7 protein-coding genes are annotated in these 23,418 nt (G+C 47.0%); 5 read left to right on the plus strand and 2 right to left on the minus strand.

What is annotated here, in order from left to right:
• Positions 1-328 precede the first annotated feature (328 nt).
• Positions 329-2,314 carry an alkyl/aryl-sulfatase gene (locus ACVBIK_RS08155; protein ID WP_447169444.1) on the plus strand — a complete coding sequence of 662 codons (1,986 nt, stop codon included), beginning with the start codon at positions 329-331 and terminating at the stop codon, positions 2,312-2,314.
• A gap of 142 nt (positions 2,315-2,456) precedes the next feature.
• On the opposite strand, the gene ACVBIK_RS08160 is transcribed toward ACVBIK_RS08155, so the two are convergent.
• Both ACVBIK_RS08160 and fusA read right to left on the minus strand, forming a co-directional pair.
• On the minus strand, positions 2,457-3,455 hold the full coding sequence (locus ACVBIK_RS08160; protein ID WP_447169445.1) for a 4'-phosphopantetheinyl transferase family protein: 999 nt from the start codon (positions 3,453-3,455) through the stop codon (positions 2,457-2,459).
• Between the two features lie 114 nt (positions 3,456-3,569).
• The gene (fusA, locus tag ACVBIK_RS08165; protein WP_447160616.1) at positions 3,570-5,597 is read right to left on the minus strand and encodes an elongation factor G; all 2,028 of its coding nucleotides are present in this window, start codon (positions 5,595-5,597) and stop codon (positions 3,570-3,572) included.
• A 365-nt stretch (positions 5,598-5,962) separates the two neighbouring features.
• On the opposite strand from fusA, the gene ACVBIK_RS08170 reads away from it, so the two are divergent.
• Genes ACVBIK_RS08170 through pfaC form a run of 4 tightly spaced genes read left to right on the plus strand, consistent with a single transcriptional unit; the run spans position 5,963 to position 23,164 of the window.
• Positions 5,963-6,829 carry a transcriptional regulator gene (locus ACVBIK_RS08170; protein ID WP_447163619.1) on the plus strand — a complete coding sequence of 289 codons (867 nt, stop codon included), beginning with the start codon at positions 5,963-5,965 and terminating at the stop codon, positions 6,827-6,829.
• Positions 6,829-14,868 carry an eicosapentaenoate synthase subunit PfaA gene (pfaA, locus tag ACVBIK_RS08175; protein WP_447169446.1) on the plus strand — a complete coding sequence of 2,680 codons (8,040 nt, stop codon included), beginning with the start codon at positions 6,829-6,831 and terminating at the stop codon, positions 14,866-14,868. Before ACVBIK_RS08170 ends, pfaA begins: the two co-directional genes overlap by 1 nt.
• Positions 14,868-17,201: a PfaB family protein gene (locus ACVBIK_RS08180; RefSeq protein ID WP_447169447.1), complete on the plus strand. Its 2,334-nt coding sequence runs from the start codon at positions 14,868-14,870 to the stop codon at positions 17,199-17,201. The genes pfaA and ACVBIK_RS08180 overlap by 1 nt, the downstream gene beginning before the upstream one ends.
• Positions 17,201-23,164: an eicosapentaenoate synthase subunit PfaC gene (gene pfaC, locus ACVBIK_RS08185; protein ID WP_447169448.1), complete on the plus strand. Its 5,964-nt coding sequence runs from the start codon at positions 17,201-17,203 to the stop codon at positions 23,162-23,164. The genes ACVBIK_RS08180 and pfaC overlap by 1 nt, the downstream gene beginning before the upstream one ends.
• Positions 23,165-23,418 lie beyond the last annotated feature (254 nt).

Raw genomic sequence — 23,418 nt, forward strand, 5'->3', positions numbered from 1 at the left:
TATCGGATCTTGATAGACCGATTCACAGAGCCTAATCACAGGCCCTAATCACAGAGCCGAATCAAACTATGTCATTAACTCAAATCTTCAACATTGCAGGGTGAAAATAAAGTCCAACGCTTTAGTAAACCATGATTAGTCGTCACAAACATAGAGGGCCCACTCATTCATATTATAAATACTAAGTTCTAAGTTAGCGCTAATTATTAATCCTTCCAAGATCAATATACTGGCCTCAATCAAGCAAAAGTCTCGTTACAGCATCACAAGTTAATGCCAGCACAGAGACTTAACACTTTGAACCTATTCAATCTTAAAAGGGTATCCTATGAAACAGACACTACTTGCTATCTCAATCGTCTCTATTTTCTCGTTCAATGCTGCCGCAGCCCAGCACGAACATGATCACATAACAGTGCATTATCAAGGTAAAGATGCGACTAAACACACTATCGCCCACAATCAGGCCGTAGCGGACACCCTTAATTTTACCGATACTCGCGCTTTCGAGCAGTCCTCAAAAAACCTCGTAGCCAAATTTGATAAAGCCACAGCCGACATTCTCAGAGCTGAATTTGCCTTTATCAGCGACAAGACTCCCGACTCAGTGAACCCATCACTCTATCGCCAAGCCCAGCTCAATATGGTACCGAATGGTTTATACAAGGTTAGCGATGGGATCTACCAAGTTCGCGGGACTGATTTATCGAACCTAACCCTTATTCGCAGTGACAATGGCTGGATAGCCTACGATGTCTTGCTAACTAAAGAAGCTGCAAAGGCATCACTTAAATTTGCTTTAGCTAACTTGCCTGAAGACGGCGAGCTTCCCGTGGTTGCCATGATTTACTCCCATAGCCATGCCGATCACTTTGGTGGCGCTCGTGGGGTACAAGAGATGTTTCCTAATGTCAAAGTCTACGGCTCAGATAACATCACCAAAGAGATTGTTGATGAAAACGTGCTCGCTGGTAATGCCATGAGCCGCCGAGCCGCTTACCAATATGGTGCAACACTAGGCAAGCATGATCACGGTATTGTTGACGCCGCATTAGGTAAAGGCTTATCAAAAGGTGAGATCACTTATGTGGCACCTGATTACACCTTAAATGGCGAGGGTAAGTGGGAAACACTCACTATTGATGGTCTAGAAATGGTGTTTATGGACGCATCTGGTACTGAGGCTGAATCACAAATGATCACCTACATTCCATCAAAAAACGCACTTTGGACTGCAGAGCTGACTTACCAAGGAATGCACAATATTTACACCTTGCGTGGCGCGAAAGTACGTGACTCACTCAAATGGTCAAAAGATATTAACGAGATGATTAATGCCTTTGGTAATGATGTTGAGGTGCTGTTTGCCGCTCACTCAGCGCCGGTCTGGGGTAACCAGGAGATCAATGAATTCTTGCGCCTACAACGAGATAACTATGGCTTAGTGCATAACCAAACCTTGAGGTTGGCAAATGATGGCGTAGGCATTCAAGATATTGGCGATGCGATTCAAGATACAATCCCAGAGTCCATCTATAAAACTTGGCACACTAACGGCTATCACGGCACTTATAGCCATAATGCCAAAGCGGTATATAACAAGTATCTAGGCTACTTTGATATGAATCCAGCCAACCTAAATCCGCTGCCAACTCAACAAGAGTCGGCAAAGTTTGTCGAATATATGGGCGGAGCAGATGCTGCGGTTAAACGTGCTAAAAATGACTACGCTCAGGGTGAGTATCGCTTTGTCGCTACGGCACTAAATAAGGTCGTGACCGCCTATCCTGAAAACAATGAAGCGCGACAACTTCTTGCCGATTCTTACGAGCAATTAGGTTATCAGTCTGAAGGCGCAGGGTGGAGAAATATCTATCTTACTGGTGCGCAAGAGCTAAGGGTCGGCATTCAAGCAGGTGCACCTAAGACCGCATCAGCAGATGTCATTAGTGAAATGGATATGCCAACACTGTTCGACTTCCTTGCCGTTAAAATTGACAGTCAGCTCGCCGCAAAGCACGGCTTAGTTAAGATGAATATTATCACCCCAGACACTAAAGACATTCTTTACGTTGAACTTAGCAACGGCAACCTAAGTAACGCCGTTGTCGATAAGGAGCAACAAGCAGATGCCAACCTCATCGTCAACAAAGCGGATGTTAATCGCATTCTACTCGGGCAGGTAACCCTTAAAGCGCTATTAGCAAGCGGTGATGCAAAGCTGACAGGCGATAAAGAAGCCTTTGGCAAAATAGCCAGCAGCATGGTGGAGTTCAATCCTGACTTTGAGATTGTACCGACCCCAGTAAAGTAAGCGGTTAGCTCACTAGCGCAAAGCTCAGTAAGGTAAAGTTCGCTAACAAAAGTGGTTAAACATAAAACGGGGCTATTTGTTGAGGCCCCGCTTTTATTACTCAAAATCCACAAATCACTCTGCTAATATTAATCCGCTAGCATCAATCGGCTAATAGTGACTTTAAGTTAACCTCTGCCGCGTTAATGCTTGCCTGATGGCAGGGGCCAATACTCAGCGCAAAACGATAGTTAGCATCCAAGTGCCCAAGCCAGCAGTGCCAATCTTTAGCAACCGTCATCTGCTGTGGCCGCGTCTTCATTGCGTCTTGTCCATCCCCATGACCTTGAGCTATCGAGAGGCAAATGCTCTGCTTAAGAGGAATGCCCTGTTTAAGGTCAATATTGTGTTTAACTGGAATGTTCTGATTAACAGGAAGATGAGCTGTATCGAGCTCACTTGTAGCAGTCTTTATTGTCGGGCTAATGCTGACTGCTCCATCAAGCTCTAATGACGTTTCAATCAAGGGCGCAAAATCGAAGGCGAAAGATTTCAGCGACAAAGCTAAACCTAAGCCTTTAGCTTTAATGTATGACTCTTTAAGTGCCCATAAGTCGAAAAAGCGCTCGCGCTGTAACGCTGTTGGTAATACCAACAATGCAGACTTTTCAGGCTCAGAGAAATAATGACTTAAAATCGAATGAATATTGGTACTACTGCGGCAACGCTCAATATCGACCCCAAACTCAATTGCACCAGTCTGCTTAGCATGCTCAGATCGGAAATTTGATTGAGAATTTGAGTGGGAGTTTGACTGACAGATCCCCACCAGTAGCCAGTCGCCGCTATGGCTGATATTAAAATGGATCCCGGTTTGTTTAAACTGGGCTGCACTTAGCCTAGGCTTGCCTTTATCACCATACTCAAAACACCATTCATGGGGCTTCAAGCTAGCCTGTTTGGATACTTGTCTAGATAAAAGTGCACGCAGATAGCCTCTAACCATCAAGCCTTGATCTTTAGCTTCTTGCTTGATGTAACGATTAACTTTATCGGCTTCATCTTGCGGTAGCCAAGTCTTAATTAAGGCCGCAGAGTCAGCATCGAGCGTCCCTAACCTTAACGGACAAAAATACAGTTTAATTGAAGTAAATTCAGACAAGACGAGCTCAAATGTAAACTTAGGTAGTAAGGCTATTGTGGCCTGTTTTAATTAAAAACAACAGTCACAAACTAAAATGGCACCACAATAGCCAAAACCACTGAAATCAATCTTTTAACGCATTAACGAAGACTGCACTCTATCGGGAACCACATCGTAACGGCTAAAGCTCATTGAAAACTGCCCCTCTCCTCCTGTCATAGATTTAAGCCTGGTGGAATAATCTGCAACATTTGCCAGTGGCGCTTCCACACTCACCTCGACCATGCCATTAGTTTGCGCCTGTGTACCACACACTATGCCTCTGGATGCGCTAATATCGCCAGTGATATCACCGACCTGATTCTGTTCAACGCAAATCTGCATATCTACAACTGGTTCAAGAATGACTGGCTGCGCCGATGTGACCGCCTCCATAAAAGCCCGCTTGCCCGCCATCACAAATGCGATCTCTTTTGAATCAACGCTATGGTGCTTACCATCTAATATAGTGACCTTAATATCTTGCATTGGGAAACCACCTAAGCCTCCAGCTAACATCGCTTCACGCACCCCTTTCTCTACTGCGGGGATATATTGACTCGGTACAGAACCACCCACCACTTTACTCACAAACTCAAAGCCCGCGCCACGGGATAGAGGCTGAACCAGCAACTCCACTTCACCAAATTGGCCAGAGCCTCCCGATTGCTTCTTATGACGGTAACGATATTTGGCTTCTCCCAAAATCGTTTCGCGATAAGCAACTGCCGGTGTATCGGTATCCATATCAACGTTAAATAAGGTTTGCGCTTTTTCTAGAGCAATTTGAAGATGTAAGTCTCCTTGGCCTTTCAACACCGTTTGCCCCTCAGCGTCACTTCGACTGATCTGTAAACTCGGATCTTCTGCCACTAACTTGTTCAGCACTTCCGATATTTTTTGCTCATCGCCACGTTTTTTGGGTGATACAGCTAAACCAAAAATTGGCAGAGGCAGAACGAGCTCAGCCAAGTGCAACTCATCTTCATCGTGGCTATCATGTAAAACGGTGCCCACCTCTAACTCTTCAACTTTAGCGATTGCACAAATATCCCCAGGGATAGCCTGGCTAACCTCAATATGTTTATCACCTTGTAGCTTCGTCAGGTGAGTCACTTTAAAGGGCTTGCGGCCACGACCAAGAAACAACTTCATCCCTACGTTTATCGTGCCTTGATAGAGACGAAATACGCCCATGCGGCCAAAAAATGGGTCTATCGACACTCTAAATACATGCGCTAATACATGATCGTTGGCTGACTGGCTAACATCAATTGGCTTAGCCTCATTGGCAAAGCCCTTAAAAAATTGCGGCGGGTTCGCCTCTAACGGACTCGGCATTAATTTAACCAATACCTCAAGTAATGAACTGATCCCAATATCTCTTTCAGCGCTGGTAAAACACACTGGCACTAAATGCCCCATACGTAATGCAGTTTCTAACGGTGCATGCAGTTGCTCTGGTGTTAAAGATTCGCCCTGCTCAAGGTAGAGCTCCATTAATTGCTCATCTTCTTCAAGTACGGTATCGACCAGTTCATCTCTTGCCGATTGCGCCCCAATAAATGCGGTTTCAGTGTGATGGTCGTAATGAAGATAGCAATCAACAACGCCATCACCTGCAGTGTTAGGTAGATTAACGGGTAAGCATCGGTGGCCAAACTGAGTTTGAATACTTTGCAATAACGCCGCCAACCCCGCCTCATTGCCGTCGATATGATTGATCGCAATCAGTACCGCCTTACCTTGACTTCGGGCGGCATCAAAGGCTCTTTTCGTCACAGGTTCAATACCGACTGCCGCATGGATAACCAAGATCACCGACTCTACACCGGGTAACGGCAATAAAGCGCGTCCAAAAAAGTCAGGCAGACCGGGAGTATCGATGAGGTTGATATGGTGAGAGCTGTAATCAAGATTAAGAAAAGAGGGTTCTAAACTGTGACGGTGGGATTTTTCTTGGGCAGTGAAATCAGCATGATTTGTGCCCCTATCGACCCTGCCCTTTAATGTTATCGCTTTAGCGCGAAACAGCAACGCCTCCAATAGCGATGATTTCCCTGAACCTGTGTGTCCGAGCACCGCAAAATTGCGGATTTGCTCAGTCGTAAACGTAGCCATATTGGCCTCCTTTTATCACATTATTAAATCATTCCATATTTCATCAAGACACGTGTTTCACCTTTGTTAATTGCAAGTATAGACCTGTTAAAAAGCTTAATGCTTGACCTAGATCACCCTTTAATCCACCTACTTAATTCACACAACAAAACAACAATCTAACTTACAAGTGTTCGCCGAATCTGGTCGTATCAGCAATTATTAAGTCCCAGGTGATTGTATTGCTTTATCAGCTCAGGTAGTCTGCTCTGCCATTAGCTTGAAATTATCGACGAAATTGTGATGACAGCAGACTTAGAACTGGGGTTCTAGCGCTATTTGACCATGTAGTCCCAACAGATTATTAACGGATACCCGCTAAACTGATGGCAGAAATAAATAGTGCATACTTAAAAGAAGTTAACAACAACTCGAATAAGTGTACGCAAGTTGACAACGAAACAAGGCATCGCAATGCCACTACGACTCCTGAGATGCGTCGATTCATTCAAGGATCCGATCTGGGGGTGAGTCAACTCTCAAAAATATTGAATATCAGTGAAGCCACCGTTCGTAAATGGCGCAGACGCGACTCTGTCGAAAATACCCCCAATACACCGCATCACCTCAATACCACGTTAACCCCGCTACAAGAATATGTGGTAGTAGGATTGCGTTATCAATTGAAGATGCCGCTAGACACCTTATTAAAAGCCACGCAGAAATTTATTAACCCTAATGTGTCGCGCTCTGGTTTAGCTCGGTGTTTAAAGCGCTATGGGGTCTCACGGGTCAGTGACATTACTAGCCCTAACGTGCCGATGCGTTACTTTAATCATATTCCGGTCACCCAAGGCAGCGACGTGCAAACCTATACCTTGCATTACGAAACGCTCGCTAAAACCTTAGCTCTTCCGAGCACCGACGGCGACAACGTAGTACAGGTGGTTTCACTCACCATTCCGCCAAAGCTAACACAGCAGCAACCTAGCTCTATTTTACTCGGCATCGATCCCCATAGTGATTGGATCTATCTCGACATATATCAAGATGGCAATACTCAAGCCACCAACCGTTACATGACCTATGTCCTTAAACATGGGCCATTCCATTTACGAAAGTTACTCGTGCGTAACTATCACACTTTTTTACAGCGCTTTCCTGGTGCGACGCCAAATCGCCACACCACAAAAGATAAGCCTAAAACAAACAACAAGACGCCTGATAATCAGGCATCCAGTGGAGACTCATAATGAGCCAGACCTCTAAACCTACACAATCAGCTAAAGCGACTGAGCAAGCACAAGAGTCACAAGCTGATTCACGCTTAAACAAGCGCCTTAAAGATATGCCGATTGCCATCGTTGGCATGGCGAGCATCTTTGCTAACTCTCGTTACTTAAATAAGTTCTGGGATCTTATTAGTGAAAAAATTGATGCTATCACTGAGCTACCATCGACTCACTGGCAGCCAGAAGAATATTATGATGCCAATAAGAGTACGCCAGACAAGAGTTACTGTAAGCGTGGTGGCTTCTTACCAGAAGTCGATTTCAACCCAATGGAATTTGGCCTGCCGCCAAATATCCTAGAGCTAACAGATTCTTCACAGCTACTTTCGCTTATCGTGGCGAAAGAAGTCTTGGCCGACGCCAACCTACCTGAAGGTTACGACAGAGATAAGATTGGTATCACCTTAGGTGTCGGCGGCGGTCAAAAAATTAGCCACAGCCTAACAGCGCGCCTGCAGTACCCAGTGCTAAAGAAAGTATTCGCTAGCAGTGGCATCAGTGACACTGACAGCGAAATGCTGATCAAGAAGTTCCAAGACCAATATGTGCATTGGGAAGAGAACTCATTCCCAGGCTCTCTAGGTAATGTAATTGCTGGTCGTATTGCCAACCGATTTGATTTTGGTGGCATGAACTGCGTCGTTGATGCGGCATGTGCAGGCTCACTCGCCGCGATGCGTATGGCGCTCACAGAGCTGACCGAAGGTCGCTCAGAGATGATGATCACAGGTGGTGTCTGTACCGATAACTCACCATCTATGTACATGAGCTTCTCAAAAACCCCCGCCTTTACCACTAATGAAACCATTCAGCCATTTGATATCGACTCTAAAGGCATGATGATTGGTGAAGGTATTGGTATGGTGGCGCTTAAGCGCCTTGAAGATGCCGAGCGTGATGGCGACCGGATCTATTCAGTGATCAAAGGTGTAGGCTCATCATCTGATGGTAAGTTTAAATCTATCTACGCCCCTCGTCCGTCTGGTCAAGCAAAAGCGTTAAACCGCGCTTATGATGACGCAGGTTTTGCACCGCACACACTTGGACTTATCGAAGCCCATGGTACTGGTACGGCAGCAGGCGATGCAGCAGAATTTGCCGGTCTTTGTTCAGTGTTTCGCGACGACAATGACACCAAACAGCACATTGCACTGGGCTCAGTTAAATCTCAAATTGGCCACACTAAATCAACTGCAGGTACTGCGGGGCTTATTAAAGCCGCACTTGCACTGCATCATAAAGTGCTACCGGCAACAATTAACGTTAGCCAGCCAAGTCCAAAGCTTGATATCGAGAACTCGCCGTTTTATCTAAACACTGAAACCCGTCCGTGGTTACCACGTACTGATGGTACGCCGCGCCGTGCGGGTATTAGCTCGTTTGGTTTTGGTGGCACTAACTTCCACTTTGTATTGGAAGAGTACAATAATGAGCATAAACGCGATGATAGTGAGAAGGCTAAGTACCGCCAACGCCATGTAGCTCAAAGCTTCTTAGTCAGCGCTAGCGATAAAGCGACATTGATAAAGGAGCTAAACACACTTGCAGCATCAGCAGAGCAAGCTGAATTTAACCTCAAAGATGCTGCTGCAAACTACGCCTTACGTGAGCTTGATACAACTGCGCCACGTCTTGGTTTAGTGGCAAACTCTCGCGAAGAATTAGCCAACCAAATTAAGCAAGCGATTGCAAAACTGTCATCGAGTGATGATGCCGCATGGCAGCTGCCTGGTGGCACGAGCTACCGCACAGCCGCGATTGAAGGTAAAGTCGCCGCATTATTTGCAGGCCAAGGCTCTCAGTATCTGAATATGGGCCGCGAGCTTGCCTGTTACTACCCAGAGATGCGCCAGCAGTTTGTGACTGCCGATAAAGTTTTTGCCGCCAACAACAAAACACCATTGTCGCAAACGCTATATCCAAAGCCTGTATTTAATAAAGACGACTTAACAACCCAAGAAGCGATTCTGACCAATACCGCCAATGCACAAAGTGCTATCGGCGCGATCTCTATGGGTCAGTATGAGCTGTTCACCGCTGCAGGTTTTAATGCCGATATGGTGGCGGGTCATAGTTTTGGTGAGCTAAGCGCCTTATGCGCCGCAGGTGTGATTTCAGCTGATGATTACTACAAGCTGGCTTTTGCTCGTGGTGATGCCATGGCCACTAAAGCTAAAACGAAAGACGGTCAAGATGCTGATTGTGGCGCCATGTTTGCGGTTATCCATAAAGCGGATGATTTAGGTACACTTGAAAACACAATCGCCAAGTTCGACGGCGTAAAAGTCGCTAACTACAACGCCCCAACGCAATCGGTTATAGCCGGCCCAACCGCCACCACAGCGGATGCCGCCAAAGCACTAGGCGAGCTTGGTTATAAAGCGATTAACCTACCCGTATCTGGCGCTTTCCACACCGAACTTGTTGGTCATGCTCAGGCGCCATTTGCCAAAGCGATTGATGCCGCCAAGTTTACTAAAGCGAGCCGTGCGCTTTACTCAAATGCAACTGGCGCACTTTATGACAGCACTGCAGCAAAGATTAAAACCTCGTTTAAGAAACATATGCTTCAATCGGTACGCTTTACCACTCAACTTGATGCTATGTATGAAGCGGGTGCACGCATATTTGTCGAATTTGGCCCAAAAAACATCCTGCAAAAGTTGGTACAAGGCACCCTTGCAGAGCATATGAGCGACATTTGCGCCATCTCAATTAACCCAAGCCCTAAAGGCGATAGCGACCTACAGCTAAAGCAAGCTGCAGTTCAATTAGCGGTTGCCGGTATCAAGCTTGATAATATCGACCCATACCAGGCCGATATCGCAGCGCCAGCGAAAAAGTCACCAATGAGTATTTCGCTGAACGCTGCCAACCATATCAGTAAAGCAACACGGGCTAAAATGGCTAAGTCACTAGAGACGGGCATAGTAACGTCTCAAATCGAACGTGTGATTGAGGAAAAAGTGGTTGAAGTTGAAAAGCTTGTTGAAGTCGAAAAAATTGTAGAAAAAATCGTTGAAGTTGAAAAGATTATTGAGGTTGCAGCCCCAGCGGGTGCAATGCAAGCCAATGCAGTCCAAGCCCGTTCAGTTGTAGATCCAGTTATAGATTCCGGTATAGAGAGCCAATTTGTGTCTAAAAACAGTAAGCCAGCAGCTCATAGCATTAGCGGTGATGCATTAAGTAACTTCTTTGCCGCGCAGCAGCAAACCGCTCAGCTGCATCAGCAGTTCTTGGAGATCCCGCAGCAATACGGCGAGACTTTCACAACCTTGATGACAGAGCAGACTAAACTGGCAAGTTCAGGTGTTGCGATCCCTGAGAGCCTACAGCGCTCTATGGAGCAGTTCCACCAGCTACAAGCGCAAACACTGCAAAGCCATACCCAATTCTTAGAAATGCAAGCGGGTAGCAATATTGCAGCATTGAACCTACTCAATGGCAACCAAGCAACTTATGCGCCTGTCATTCACAATGAAGCTATTCAAAGCCAAGTTGTTACTCAACCTGCGATTGAAGCTCCGGTAAACAGTGCGCCAGTGCAGCCGACTCAAGCTCCACAAGCACAGCCTGCACCTGTAACAGCACCTGCTCCGATTCAGACTACGCCGGTACAATCAGCTCCTGTTCAAACTGCCCCAGTACAAGTTGCTCGTCAAGCAGCGCCAGCTCAAGCTGCTATCGTACCGACTCATACAAGTGCTACAAGCCCAGCTGTCGCTATTAGCGCTGAAACAGCCTTGAGCTCGCAAACAGCCCTGAGCACAGAAACAGCCTTGAGCTCGCAAACAGCCTTGAGCGCTGCAAAAGTGCAAAGCACTATGATGTCTGTGGTTGCCGAGAAGACAGGTTACCCAACTGAAATGCTAGAGCTTGAAATGGATATGGAAGCCGACCTAGGCATTGATTCTATCAAGCGCGTTGAGATTTTAGGTACAGTACAAGACGAGCTACCGGGTCTGCCTGAGCTTAGCCCTGAAGATCTAGCAGAGTGTCGTACCCTTGGCGAGATCGTGGCTTATATGGGCAGTAAACTGCCAGCTGAAGGCTCTGCGCTTTCAACAACTGCCGCCGCGGCGCCTCAAGTAGCTGCTGCACCAGCAGTAAACGGTCTGAGCGCTGAAACAGCCTTGAGCGCGCAAAAAGTACAGGCTACTATGATGTCAGTGGTTGCCGAAAAAACCGGTTACCCAACTGAAATGCTAGAGCTTGAAATGGATATGGAAGCCGACCTAGGCATCGATTCTATCAAGCGCGTTGAAATTCTTGGCACAGTACAAGATGAGCTACCGGGTTTGCCTGAGCTTAGCCCAGAAGATCTTGCTGAGTGTCGTACCCTTGGCGAAATCGTGGCGTACATGAATAGCAAGCTTTCATCAATTCCAGTTACTACTGCTGCGACTGTTACGCTAGTGGCCACAGCAAACGGCCTTTCTGCCGAAAAAGTACAGGCTACTATGATGTCAGTGGTTGCCGAAAAAACCGGTTACCCAACTGAAATGCTAGAGCTTGAAATGGATATGGAAGCCGACCTAGGCATCGATTCTATCAAGCGCGTTGAGATTTTAGGTACAGTACAAGACGAGCTACCGGGTCTGCCTGAGCTTAGCCCAGAAGATCTTGCTGAGTGTCGTACCCTTGGCGAAATCGTGGCGTACATGAATAGCAAGCTTTCATCAATTCCAGTTACTACTGCTGCGACTGTTACGCTAGTGGCCACAGCAAACGGCCTTTCTGCCGAAAAAGTACAGGCTACTATGATGTCAGTGGTTGCCGAAAAAACCGGTTACCCAACTGAAATGCTTGAGCTAAGCATGGATATGGAAGCTGATTTAGGTATCGATTCAATCAAGCGCGTTGAGATTCTTGGCACAGTACAAGATGAGCTACCGGGTCTGCCTGAACTTAATCCTGAAGATCTAGCAGAGTGTAGAACACTGGGCGAAATCGTGGCTTATATGGGCAGTAAACTGCCAGCTGAGGGCTCTAGCGCTGCGGCGGTTCTTAATGTTAGTGCCGCTGAAGGCTCTGCGCTTTCATCTACACCAGCTGCAAACGGTCTAAGTGCCGACAAGGTACAGGCTACTATGATGTCTGTAGTTGCCGATAAAACCGGTTACCCAACTGAAATGCTTGAGCTAAGCATGGATATGGAAGCTGATTTAGGTATCGATTCAATCAAGCGCGTTGAGATTCTTGGCACAGTACAAGATGAGCTACCGGGTCTGCCTGAACTTAATCCTGAAGATCTAGCAGAGTGTAGAACACTGGGCGAAATCGTGGCTTATATGGGCAGTAAACTGCCAGCTGAAGGCTCTAAGCTCGCTCCAAGTGCAGCTGAGGGCTCTGCTAATACAAGTGCAGCTGAAGGCTCTGTTAAGCCAGCGCCATTGTCTGCAGAACCAAGAGTAGAACTTCCTCCTCATAGCGAGGTAGCGCTAAAAAAGCTTAATGCGGCGGACAAGCTACAAGACTGTTTCGCCGCAGATACAACCCTTGTGATCAATGATGATGGTCATAACGCGGGTGTTCTTGCAGAGAAACTAACAAAACAAGGTCTTAAAGTTGCCGTTGTGCGTCTTGCTGCTGGCCAGCCACAATCGCCACTTTCAAGCGATGTTGCCAGCTTTGAACTTGCCTCAAGCGAAGAATCTGAGCTTGAAACAAGTATTACTGCGGTTATTGCAGAGATTGAAACTCAGGTTGGCACTATTGGTGGCTTTATCCACTTACAACCTGAAGCCAATGCCACTGAGCAAACAGCAGTCAACCTAGATGCGCAAAGCTTTACTCACGTTAGCAATGCGTTCTTGTGGGCAAAACTGTTGCAACCAAAGCTAGTACAAACACCGCTTGTAGATGCAAAAGCTGACGCTCGTCGCTGTTTCATTACCGTCAGTCGTATCGACGGTGGCTTTGGTTACTTAAATACCGATGCACTAAAAGATGCCGAACTTAACCAAGCTGCACTAGCAGGCTTAACTAAAACCTTAAGCCATGAATGGCCACAGGTTTTCTGTCGTGCGCTGGACATTGCAACAGATGTTGATGCAACACACTTTGCTGATGCCATTACTAGTGAACTATTTGATAGCCAAGTTCAGCTGCCAGAAGTAGGGTTAAGCTTAGTTGAAGGCCAAATTAACCGCGTAACACTCATTGCCGGTGAAGCCTGCAATAAAACCGCTCCAGCCGAGCTAAACAGTACAGATAAAATACTGGTGACCGGTGGCGCAAAAGGTGTGACATTTGAATGCGCGCTGTCATTAGCCGCTCGCACTCAATCACACTTTATTTTAGCTGGCCGTAGCGAATTACAAGCATTGCCAAGCTGGGCTGAAGGTAAGCAAACTAGCGAGCTAAAATCTGCGGCGATTGCGCATATTATCTCAACAGGTCAAAAGCCAACGCCAAAGCAAGTTGAAGCGGCTGTTTGGCCAGTACAAAGCAGTATTGAGATCAACGCAGCCCTAACCGCCTTTAGCAACGTTGGCGCTTCAGCTGAATATGTCAGCATGGACGTGACCGACAGCGCGGCAATCACAGCAGCGCTAAAAGGTCGCTCAAGTGAAATCACGGGTCTGATTCACGGCGCGGGCGTGTTAGCTGACAAACACATTCAAGATAAAACCCTTGCTGAACTTGCACGCGTTTATGGCACTAAGGTCAATGGCCTTAAAGCACTACTTGCTGCACTTGAGCCAAGCAAGATCAAACTGTTAGCTATGTTCTCATCTGCAGCGGGGTTCTACGGTAACACAGGGCAAAGCGATTATGCGATGTCGAACGATATTCTCAATAAGGCGGCATTGCAGTTCACTGCTCGCAACCCTCAAGCTAAAGTCATGAGCTTTAACTGGGGCCCTTGGGATGGCGGTATGGTTAATCCTGCACTGAAGAAGATGTTTACCGACCGTGGTGTGTACGTTATTCCACTTAAAGCGGGCGCTGAATTATTTGCGACTCAGCTATTAGGTGAAACCGGCGTGCAATTGCTAATTGGTACGTCAATGCAAGGCAAAAGCGACACAAAAGCAACTGAGGCTGCTTCTGTAAAAAAGCTTAATGCGGATGAGGTGCTAACAACATCGCATCCGCGTGCTGATGCACAAAATTCACCACTGCAAGCTTTCACCGCAACGCGCCTACTAACCCCAAGTGCGATGGCCTTCATTGAAGATCACCGCATTGGCGGTAACAGTGTGCTGCCAACGGTATGTGCTATCGACTGGATGCGAGAAGTGGCAAGCGACATGCTTGGCGCTCAAGTTAAGGTACTTGATTACAAGCTATTAAAAGGCATTGTATTTGAGACTGATGCGGCGCAAGAGCTAACCCTTGAGCTAACCCCTACAAGCTCTGACCCTGCAACGCTGCAAGCATTGATCAGCTGCAATGGTCGTCCGCAATATAAGGCGACGCTTGTCAGTGACCAAATAAGTAACAAGCTCAGTGAGCGCACTAGCAAGCAATTTAACTTAGGTGCCACTCAAGTGATCACCACGGCTAAAGAGCTTTATAGCAACGGGACTCTGTTTCATGGTCCACGCCTGCAGGGCATCGAGTCTGTTGTTCGTTTTGACGAGCAAGGCTTAATCGCAAAGGTTGCCTTACCAGCAGTAAACCTCGCTGATTGTGGCGAGTTTTTACCGCAAAATCATCTGGGTGGTAGCCAGCCTTTTGCCGAAGATCTACTGCTGCAAGCCATGCTCGTTTGGGCACGACTTAAAACCGGATCGGCAAGTCTGCCTTCGGCAATTGGCGAGTTTGTTTCCTACCAGCCTATGGCCTTTGGTGAAACAGGTGTGATTGAGCTTGAAGTGATTAAACACAACACGCGCTCACTTGAAGCCAATGTGATGCTATACCATGACAATGGCGAGTTAAGTGCCATGTTCAAGTCAGCTAAAATCACCATTAGCAAAAGCTTGAACTCAGCGTTTTTGCCTGCTGCGCTAACAAACAAAACGTTAGCAACTGACAGTGAGGCGACATAGTGGAACAAACGCCTAAAGCAAGTGTGATGCCGCTGCGCATCGCACTGATTTTGCTGCCTGCGCCACAAATGAGTGCTGATAACTTATCAGCACTCTTGCCTGAGTTAAGCGCAACTAACATCTTGAGCCAATCGAGTGAATTTGAACTGGTCAAGCTTCTGGTCGATAACGCAACTGAACACTCAAGTGACAGCTTTGATAAGCTGCTAAATACCAGTATTAACGCGATAAATGCCGGTAAATGGGTACAGCTAGCAACTGCTAAGCAATCTCTGTTGATGCTACCGGCCCTTAAAGCTGCCCAGTTGCGCTTGCACCCACATGCAGTGCTAAGTGCGATGCAGCAACTTACTGATATAACTTCAGATATGAGTTCTGGTACCAGAGCTGCGAGTACAACTGAGCGCACCGATACCATTAATGACGTTCTACGCGCGGCTTTTTCCCAGGCAAAACGTGAGCTCAATAGTGACTGTCATATTGAGTCTTACAGCGAGCTCAGCAGCCGCGAACAATTTTCGAAGGTGTATCAACTGATTGAAAAGTTGGCGACTCGCACCCATTACCGAGAAGCAACCAACCAAGGTGTGGCGTTAACCTCCAAACAGGCTAAGAGTCATTTTTGGTTTAGCGGTTTTCATCAAGCGCGGGTTGCAGCAATTAGCTTTACTCATGGCTTAAGCAGTGCCCTTAACTGCACCAGTTATGTGTTAACACAAGGCACAGGCTTTATTGCACCTAAGTCGTTACTGAACGCCAATAGATTGATGTTTATCTTAGCGGGTCACACTCAAACCGAGCTAAAAGCTGAGTTAGATAAGCTAAGTAATGCGTTAAAGCCAATTAGCAGCGCACAGGCGCTAGCCTCGAACATGAGTACGGATGCTAGCCAACTTGCGCTATTAGGTTTAATGCAAGATAACTTGCAGCACGCCAGCAACTATCTTGAACAGAACCTTGAACAGAACCAGCGACAAAATCAGCAAGCAGCCTATCAAGCGGTGATCCAGGCGAGTTCGATTGATAGCTTACAGCAAGAGCTAAGCGCATTTGATGATGCCTTAGCCAAACAGTTTGAGATCTCGAAAGCACCTGAGCAGCTGCTGCAATATAAAACCCCAGCGGGGAGTTACTTTACCAGTACCCCTTTAGGTTGCACGGAGCAATCAGGTTTAGCCTTTGTCTACCCAGGCGTTGGTACGGTTTACGCCGATATGCTTAGCGAGCTCCATCAGTACTTTCCAGCGCTTTATGCTCGCCTTGAACGTGAAGGTGACCTTAAGTCGATGTTGCAAGCCGATAGCATCTATCACTTAGATCCTAACGTTGCTCCAGCAATGGAGCTTGGCTCGCTGGCCATCGCCGGTGTCGGTAGCAGTTACCTATTAACTCAACTGCTCGTCGATGAGTTTAAGGTTCAGCCTAACTTTGCGCTAGGCTACTCTATGGGTGAAGCCTCTATGTGGGCGAGCCTTGGTGTTTGGACAAAGCCCCATGAATTGATCAGCAAAACTCAAACCGATCCCCTGTTTACTTCAGCGATATCAGGCGAGCTAACGGCAGTCAGACGCGCTTGGCAGCTAAAAGAGCAAGACGCTGATATTGTTTGGAATAGCTTTGTGGTAAGAAGCGAAGCGGCGCCAATTCAGGCCTTGCTCGGTCATTACCCTCACGCATACCTAGCCATCATTCAGGGTGATACGTGCGTTATCGCAGGTTGTGAGCAGCAATGCAAAGCGTTACTGGCTGCATTAGGCAAACGTGGCATTGCAGCTAATCGCGTCACGGCAATGCATACTCCACCAGCTATGGAAGAGCATGCTAACGTGACGCGCTTTTACACTGAGCCGCTTAATGATGAACTGCCGTCGGCAATTCAATTTATCAGCGCAGCCAATCTAATTGGCAGCACAGATAAGCCTGTTAATTCACAGCCACTCACCAGTGAAATGCTTGCTCAGTCGATTGCAGACACTTTCTGCCATACCTTAGACTTTACTGCACTTATCCATAGCGCTCAGCGCCAAGGCGCTAAGTTATTTGTTGAGATGGGGGCTGACAGGCAAAACTGCACTCTGATAGATAAAATTGCCAAGCAAGATAGCAAGAGCGCGCAGCAGCCATGCTGCACTGTGCCAATGAATGCCAAAGGCAGCAGCGATGTAACCAGTTTACTTAAAGCGCTCGGGCAATTGATAAGCCATAAAGTGCCGCTATCTTTGCAACCATTTATCGATGGACTTCAACGAGAGCTGGCTCTATGTCAGTTACAAGCTAATCAGGTAGACCAAATTAGCTCTCAAGAAAATCATTTACTTAAAGGGGAAGTCTAATGTCTTTAACAGACAACACTTCTAACCACCCAGTATCAAATAGCTCGGAGCAGCGCACGAGCAAGCAGAGCAAAATTGCCATTATCGGCTTAGCGACACTTTATCCCGACGCCAAGAGTCCTGAAGAGTTTTGGCAGAACTTACTGGATAAACGTGACTCTCGCACCACATTAACGGATGAAAAGCTCGGGGCAAACAGCTGCGACTACCAAGGCGTTCAAGGACAATCAGACCGTTTTTATTGCGATAAAGGCGGCTACATTGACAATTTTAACTTTGATGCCCGTGGCTACAAACTCCCCGAACAAAGCTTACACGGCTTAGATGATAGTTTTCTGTGGGCGCTCGATACCAGTCGCAAAGCCTTACACGATGCAGGGATCAGCCTAGACGATACCAACCTCGCCCGCACAGGTGTGGTGATGGGCGCATTATCATTTCCGACTACCCGTTCAAACGACCTATTTCTGCCGATGTATCACAGTGCAGTTGAAAAGGCGCTACAAGATAAGTTGGGCTGTAAAGGGTTTAAACTCAATCCGACCAATGCCCATAGCCAGCGCGCAGCAAGCGAGAAAAGTCTCTATGCTGCTAACGGCGCAATTGCCCATAACAGCTCAAAATTAGTTGCCGATGCACTCGGTCTTGGCAGCGTACAACTGAGTCTTGATGCCGCCTGCGCAAGCTCTGTTTATTCACTAAAGCTCGCCTGTGACTACTTAAGCACTGGTAAAGCAGACATCATGCTCGCGGGCGCAGTATCGGGTGCCGATCCCTTCTTTATCAACATGGGGTTCTCTATCTTTCACGCCTATCCAGATCATGGTGTGTCAGTACCGTTTGATGCTAGCAGTAAAGGCCTGTTTGCCGGTGAAGGCGCTGGCGTACTGGTACTTAAGCGTCTTGAGGATGCTGAACGTGATAACGATAAAATTTATGCCGTTGTCAGTGGCGTCGGTTTATCAAACGACGGCAAAGGTCATTTTGTATTAAGCCCAAATCCAAAAGGTCAGGTAAAAGCATTTGAACGTGCTTACGCCGCCAGCGATATAGCGCCTAAAGATATCGAAGTGATTGAATGTCACGCAACCGGTACGCCACTGGGTGACAAAATTGAGCTGACCTCAATGGAAACCTTCTTTGAAGATAAGCTAGAGGGCAGCGACGCGCCGTTAATAGGCTCAGCTAAATCTAACTTAGGCCACCTGCTTACTGCAGCCGGAATGCCGGGGATCATGAAGATGATCTTCGCCATGAAAGAGGGCTTTTTACCGCCGAGCATCAACATTAGTGATGCCATCTCTTCACCGAAAAAACTGTTTGGAAAACCTACTCTACCTAGCATGGTACAGGGCTGGCCAGATAAACCATCGAATAATCATTTTGGTGTGAGAACCCGTCACGCGGGGGTGTCGGTATTTGGCTTTGGTGGCTGTAATGCGCACCTTTTGCTTGAGTCATATAACGGCAAAGGCACTGTTGTAACACAAGCAGAGCAAGCAACTCAGCCTACTAAGCCCGCTCGTCAAGCTCAGCCGCTAAAAGTGGTTGGCCTTGCCTCGCACTTTGGTCCGCTCAGTAGCATCAATGCGTTAAACAATGCGGTGACCCAAAACGGTAACGGCTTTATCGAGCTACCGAAAAAACGCTGGAAGGGCCTTGAAAAGCACAATGAACTTTTAGCTGAATTTGGCTTAGCATCGGCGCCTAAAGGCGCTTATGTCGATAACTTCGAGTTAGACTTCTTACGCTTTAAACTGCCACCAAATGAAGATGACCGTCTGATTTCACAGCAGCTTATGCTGATGCGTGTCACAGACGAAGCCATTCGTGATGCCAAGCTTAAGCCAGGGCAAAAAGTTGCGGTATTAGTGGCAATGGAAACCGAGCTTGAGCTGCACCAGTTCCGTGGCCGCGTAAATCTGCATACCCAACTGCAAGAAAGCCTTGCCGCTATGGGCGTCGATTTAAGTGATGATGAATACCAAGCACTTGAAGCGATTGCCATGGACAGTGTTCTTGATGCAGCAAAGCTGAATCAGTACACCAGCTTTATTGGTAATATCATGGCGTCACGTGTGGCATCATTATGGGACTTTAATGGCCCAGCCTTTACCATTTCTGCTGCAGAGCAGTCAGTTAGCCGCTGTATCGATGTTGCGCAAAACTTGATCATGGAAGATAACCTCGATGCTGTGGTCATTGCCGCCGTCGATCTATCGGGTAGCTTTGAGCAAGTGATTTTGAAAAATGCCATTGCTCCGGTTGCCCTTGAACCTAACCTTAGCCCAACCTCTACAACGTGGAATGTGGGTGAAGGTGCTGGCGCAGTGGTGTTAGTTAAAGATCAAAGTACATCTGGCAGCTCATATGGCCAAATTGATGCACTTGAATTTGCTAAAACGGCTGAAGCGGCTTTGGTCACCGACAAGTTACTCAGCCAAACCGCTATCGATTTTAATGCGATTAAAGTGATTGAAACTATGGCCGCGCCAGCGAGCCAAATTCAATTAGCGCTGAGTGCTGCTTCACAAGTGACTCATACTGCTGCCGAGCAACGTATTGGTCACTGTTTTGCTGCAGCGGGCATGGCAAGTCTATTACATGGCTTACTAAACTTAAATAAACACCCTCTAAAGCAACACTCTGTAGCCAAAGCAGGTAGCGTTAATTGCGCGCTGATCAATAACATCAGCGAGAATCAACTATCACAGTTATTGATTAGCCAAACGGCCAGCGAGCAACACGCATTAACCGAGCGTTTAAGCAGTGAGCTTAAATCTGATGCTAAACACCAACTAGTTAAGCAAGTCACCTTAGGTGGCCGCGATATCTACCAGCATATTATCGATACGCCGCTTGCAAGCCTTGAAACGATTACGCAAAAGTTGGCGCAGGCGACAGCATCGACCGTGGTAAACAAAGTTAAACCGATTAAGGCAGCTGACTCAGTCGAAACGGCTGACTTAGTAAAGCCACAAATAACAATTGCAGCACAACAGACTGCAAACATTGGCGTCACCGCTCAGGCACCCAAACGTGAATTAGGTACCCCACCAATGACAACGAATACAATAAGCAATACAACAGACAAGACTCTCGATATTGCCCCTGGCGACCTGGCCAGTTTTCAACAGAATCAACAGTTAACTCAGCAAGCTCACCAAGCATTTTTACAAAGCCGCAATGCGGGTATGAAGGTAGCTGATGCGCTGCTAAAACAGCAGTTAGCTCAAGTGACAGGTCAGGTAGCAGAAGCTGTGACAACACAAGCACCAGCTCAAGTTGCCGCTTTTCAACAATTCGATACACCTGCAGCTGTTGTTGCTCAAGCGGCAGAGGTTGCAGCATTAGTGCCCGATCACGCTAACGTGCCGCCATATTCTCCGCCAGTACCTGCACTTAAGCCATGCATCTGGAACTACGCTGATTTAGTCGAGTATGCAGAAGGTGATATCGCCAAGGTGTTTGGCAGTGATTACGCTATCATCGATAGTTACTCACGCCGCGTACGCCTACCAACCACAGACTACCTACTGGTATCACGTGTAACCAAACTCAATGCGACTATGAATGAGTTTAAGCCGTGTTCAATGACCACCGAGTACGACATCCCAGTTGATGCTCCGTATCTTGTAGATGGCCAAATTCCGTGGGCAGTCGCGGTTGAATCAGGTCAGTGCGACTTGATGCTAATTAGCTACTTAGGCATCGACTTTGAGAACAAGGGCGAGCGCGTTTATCGTTTACTTGATTGCACCCTCACCTTCTTAGGCGATCTGCCTCGTGGCGGCGACACACTGCGTTACGACATTAAGATCAACAACTATGCTCGCAATGGCGACACCTTGCTGTTTTTCTTCTCATACGAGTGTTTTGTTGGCGACAAGATGATTTTGAAGATGGACGGCGGCTGCGCTGGCTTCTTTACCGACGAAGAGCTTGCTGACGGTAAAGGGGTGATTCGCACCGAAGATGAGATAAAAGCCCGCAGTCTTGTGGTTAAGCAACGCTTTAATCCGTTATTAGATTGCCCTAAAACGCAATTTAATTATGGCGAAATACATAAGCTGTTAACTGCGGATATTGAAGGCTGTTTTGGCCCAACTCATCAAGGCGCTCATCAACCATCACTGTGTTTTGCTTCTGAAAAGTTTTTGATGATAGAACAAGTCAGCAAGATTGATCGCACTGGCGGCACTTGGGGGCTTGGCTTAATCGAAGGTCATAAACAACTGGAAGCAGACCACTGGTATTTCCCGTGTCACTTTAAGGGCGATCAGGTGATGGCAGGCTCGCTCATGGCCGAAGGTTGTGGTCAATTGCTGCAGTTCTATATGCTGCACCTTGGTATGCACACCCAAACTAAAAATGGTCGTTTCCAACCATTAGAGAACGCCTCACAGCAAGTACGTTGTCGTGGCCAAGTGCTACCGCAATCTGGCGAATTAACTTACCGTATGGAAGTGACTGAAATAGGCTTTAGCCCTCGCCCTTATGCAAAAGCTAACATCGATATCTTGCTCAACGGCAAAGCGGTGGTAGATTTCCAAAACCTAGGTGTGATGATCCGCGAGGAAGATGAGTGCACTCGTTACCCAACTCTTGCTAATGTCACTGCTATTGAAAACACTCAAGCGCCTGCGGCTAGTAAAGAGTCTGAGCCTTCAGCGTCTCTTAACAAAAAGTCATACCAGCCTGCATCAGCAAACGCTCCGTTAATGGCGCAAATTCCTGATCTGAGCAAAGAGCCAAACAAGGGCGTGATACCTATCTCGCACGTTGAAGCGCCCATTACCCCAGATTACCCGAATCGTGTACCCGATACCGTGCCGTTCACGCCGTATCACATGTTTGAGTTCGCCACAGGTAACATCGAAAACTGTTTCGGGCCTGAGTTCTCAATCTATCGCGGTATGATCCCGCCACGTACGCCATGTGGCGACCTGCAGGTCACCACTCGCGTCATTGAAGTTAACGGCAAGCGCGGCGAATTTAAAAAACCATCATCGTGTATCGCTGAGTATGAAGTACCTGCTGATGCATGGTATTTCGACAAAAATAGTCACCAGGCTGTAATGCCTTACTCTATTTTAATGGAAATATCACTGCAGCCTAACGGCTTTATCTCAGGTTACATGGGCACAACCCTTGGTTTTCCGGGCCTTGAGCTATTCTTCCGTAACTTAGACGGCAGCGGTGAGCTACTGCGTGATGTTGATTTGCGCGGCAAAACCATTCGTAACGACTCACGTTTGTTATCAACGGTGATGGCGGGCACAAACATCATTCAGAGCTTTAGCTTTGAGCTCAGCGTTGATAATGAGCCTTTCTATCGCGGTACTGCGGTATTTGGATATTTTAAAGGTGACGCCCTTAAAGATCAGTTAGGTCTAGATAACGGTAAAGTCACTCAACCTTGGCATGTGGCTAACGGCGTTGCAGCAAGTGATAAGATCAACCTGCTCGACAAAGGCTGTCGTCACTTTAACCCACCTGTAGGCAAGCCTCATTATCGCCTTGCAGGCGGACAGCTTAACTTTATCGACAGCGTTGAAATTGTCGATAATGGTGGCACCGAAGGCTTAGGTTATCTCTACGCTGAGCGCACTATCGATCCAAGTGATTGGTTCTTCCAATTCCACTTCCACCAAGATCCAGTCATGCCTGGCTCGTTAGGTGTCGAAGCGATTATCGAAACCATGCAGACATATGCTATTAGTAAAGACTTAGGCGCTGGCTTTAAAAACCCTAAGTTTGGCCAGATTTTATCGAACATCAAGTGGAAGTATCGCGGTCAGATCAATCCGCTCAACAAACAGATGTCGATGGATGTGAGTATCACCTCGGTTAAAGATGAAAATGGTAAGAAGGTGATCACCGGTAATGCCAGCTTAAGTAAAGATGGATTGCGTATTTACGAAGTGTTTGATATAGCCATATCCATCGAAGAATCTCTATAAACCGGAGTGAGTGACTGGCTATTTTACTCAATTTCTGTGTCAAAAGTGCTCACCTATATTCATAGGCTGCGCGCTTTTTTCTGGAAATTGAGCAAAAGTATCTGCGTCCTAACTCGATTTATATAATGAATGATTTAATAGCAACTAGCTGCGTTCTAAACCATTAAAAAGTAAATGAATTAGATTGAAAATTTAGTTAAAAGAATAGCTAAGAGCCGCAAGCTCGATATAAATGATTAAGGGTCTTACAAATA

It is taken from the genome of Shewanella sp. 125m-1, assembly GCF_052977065.1.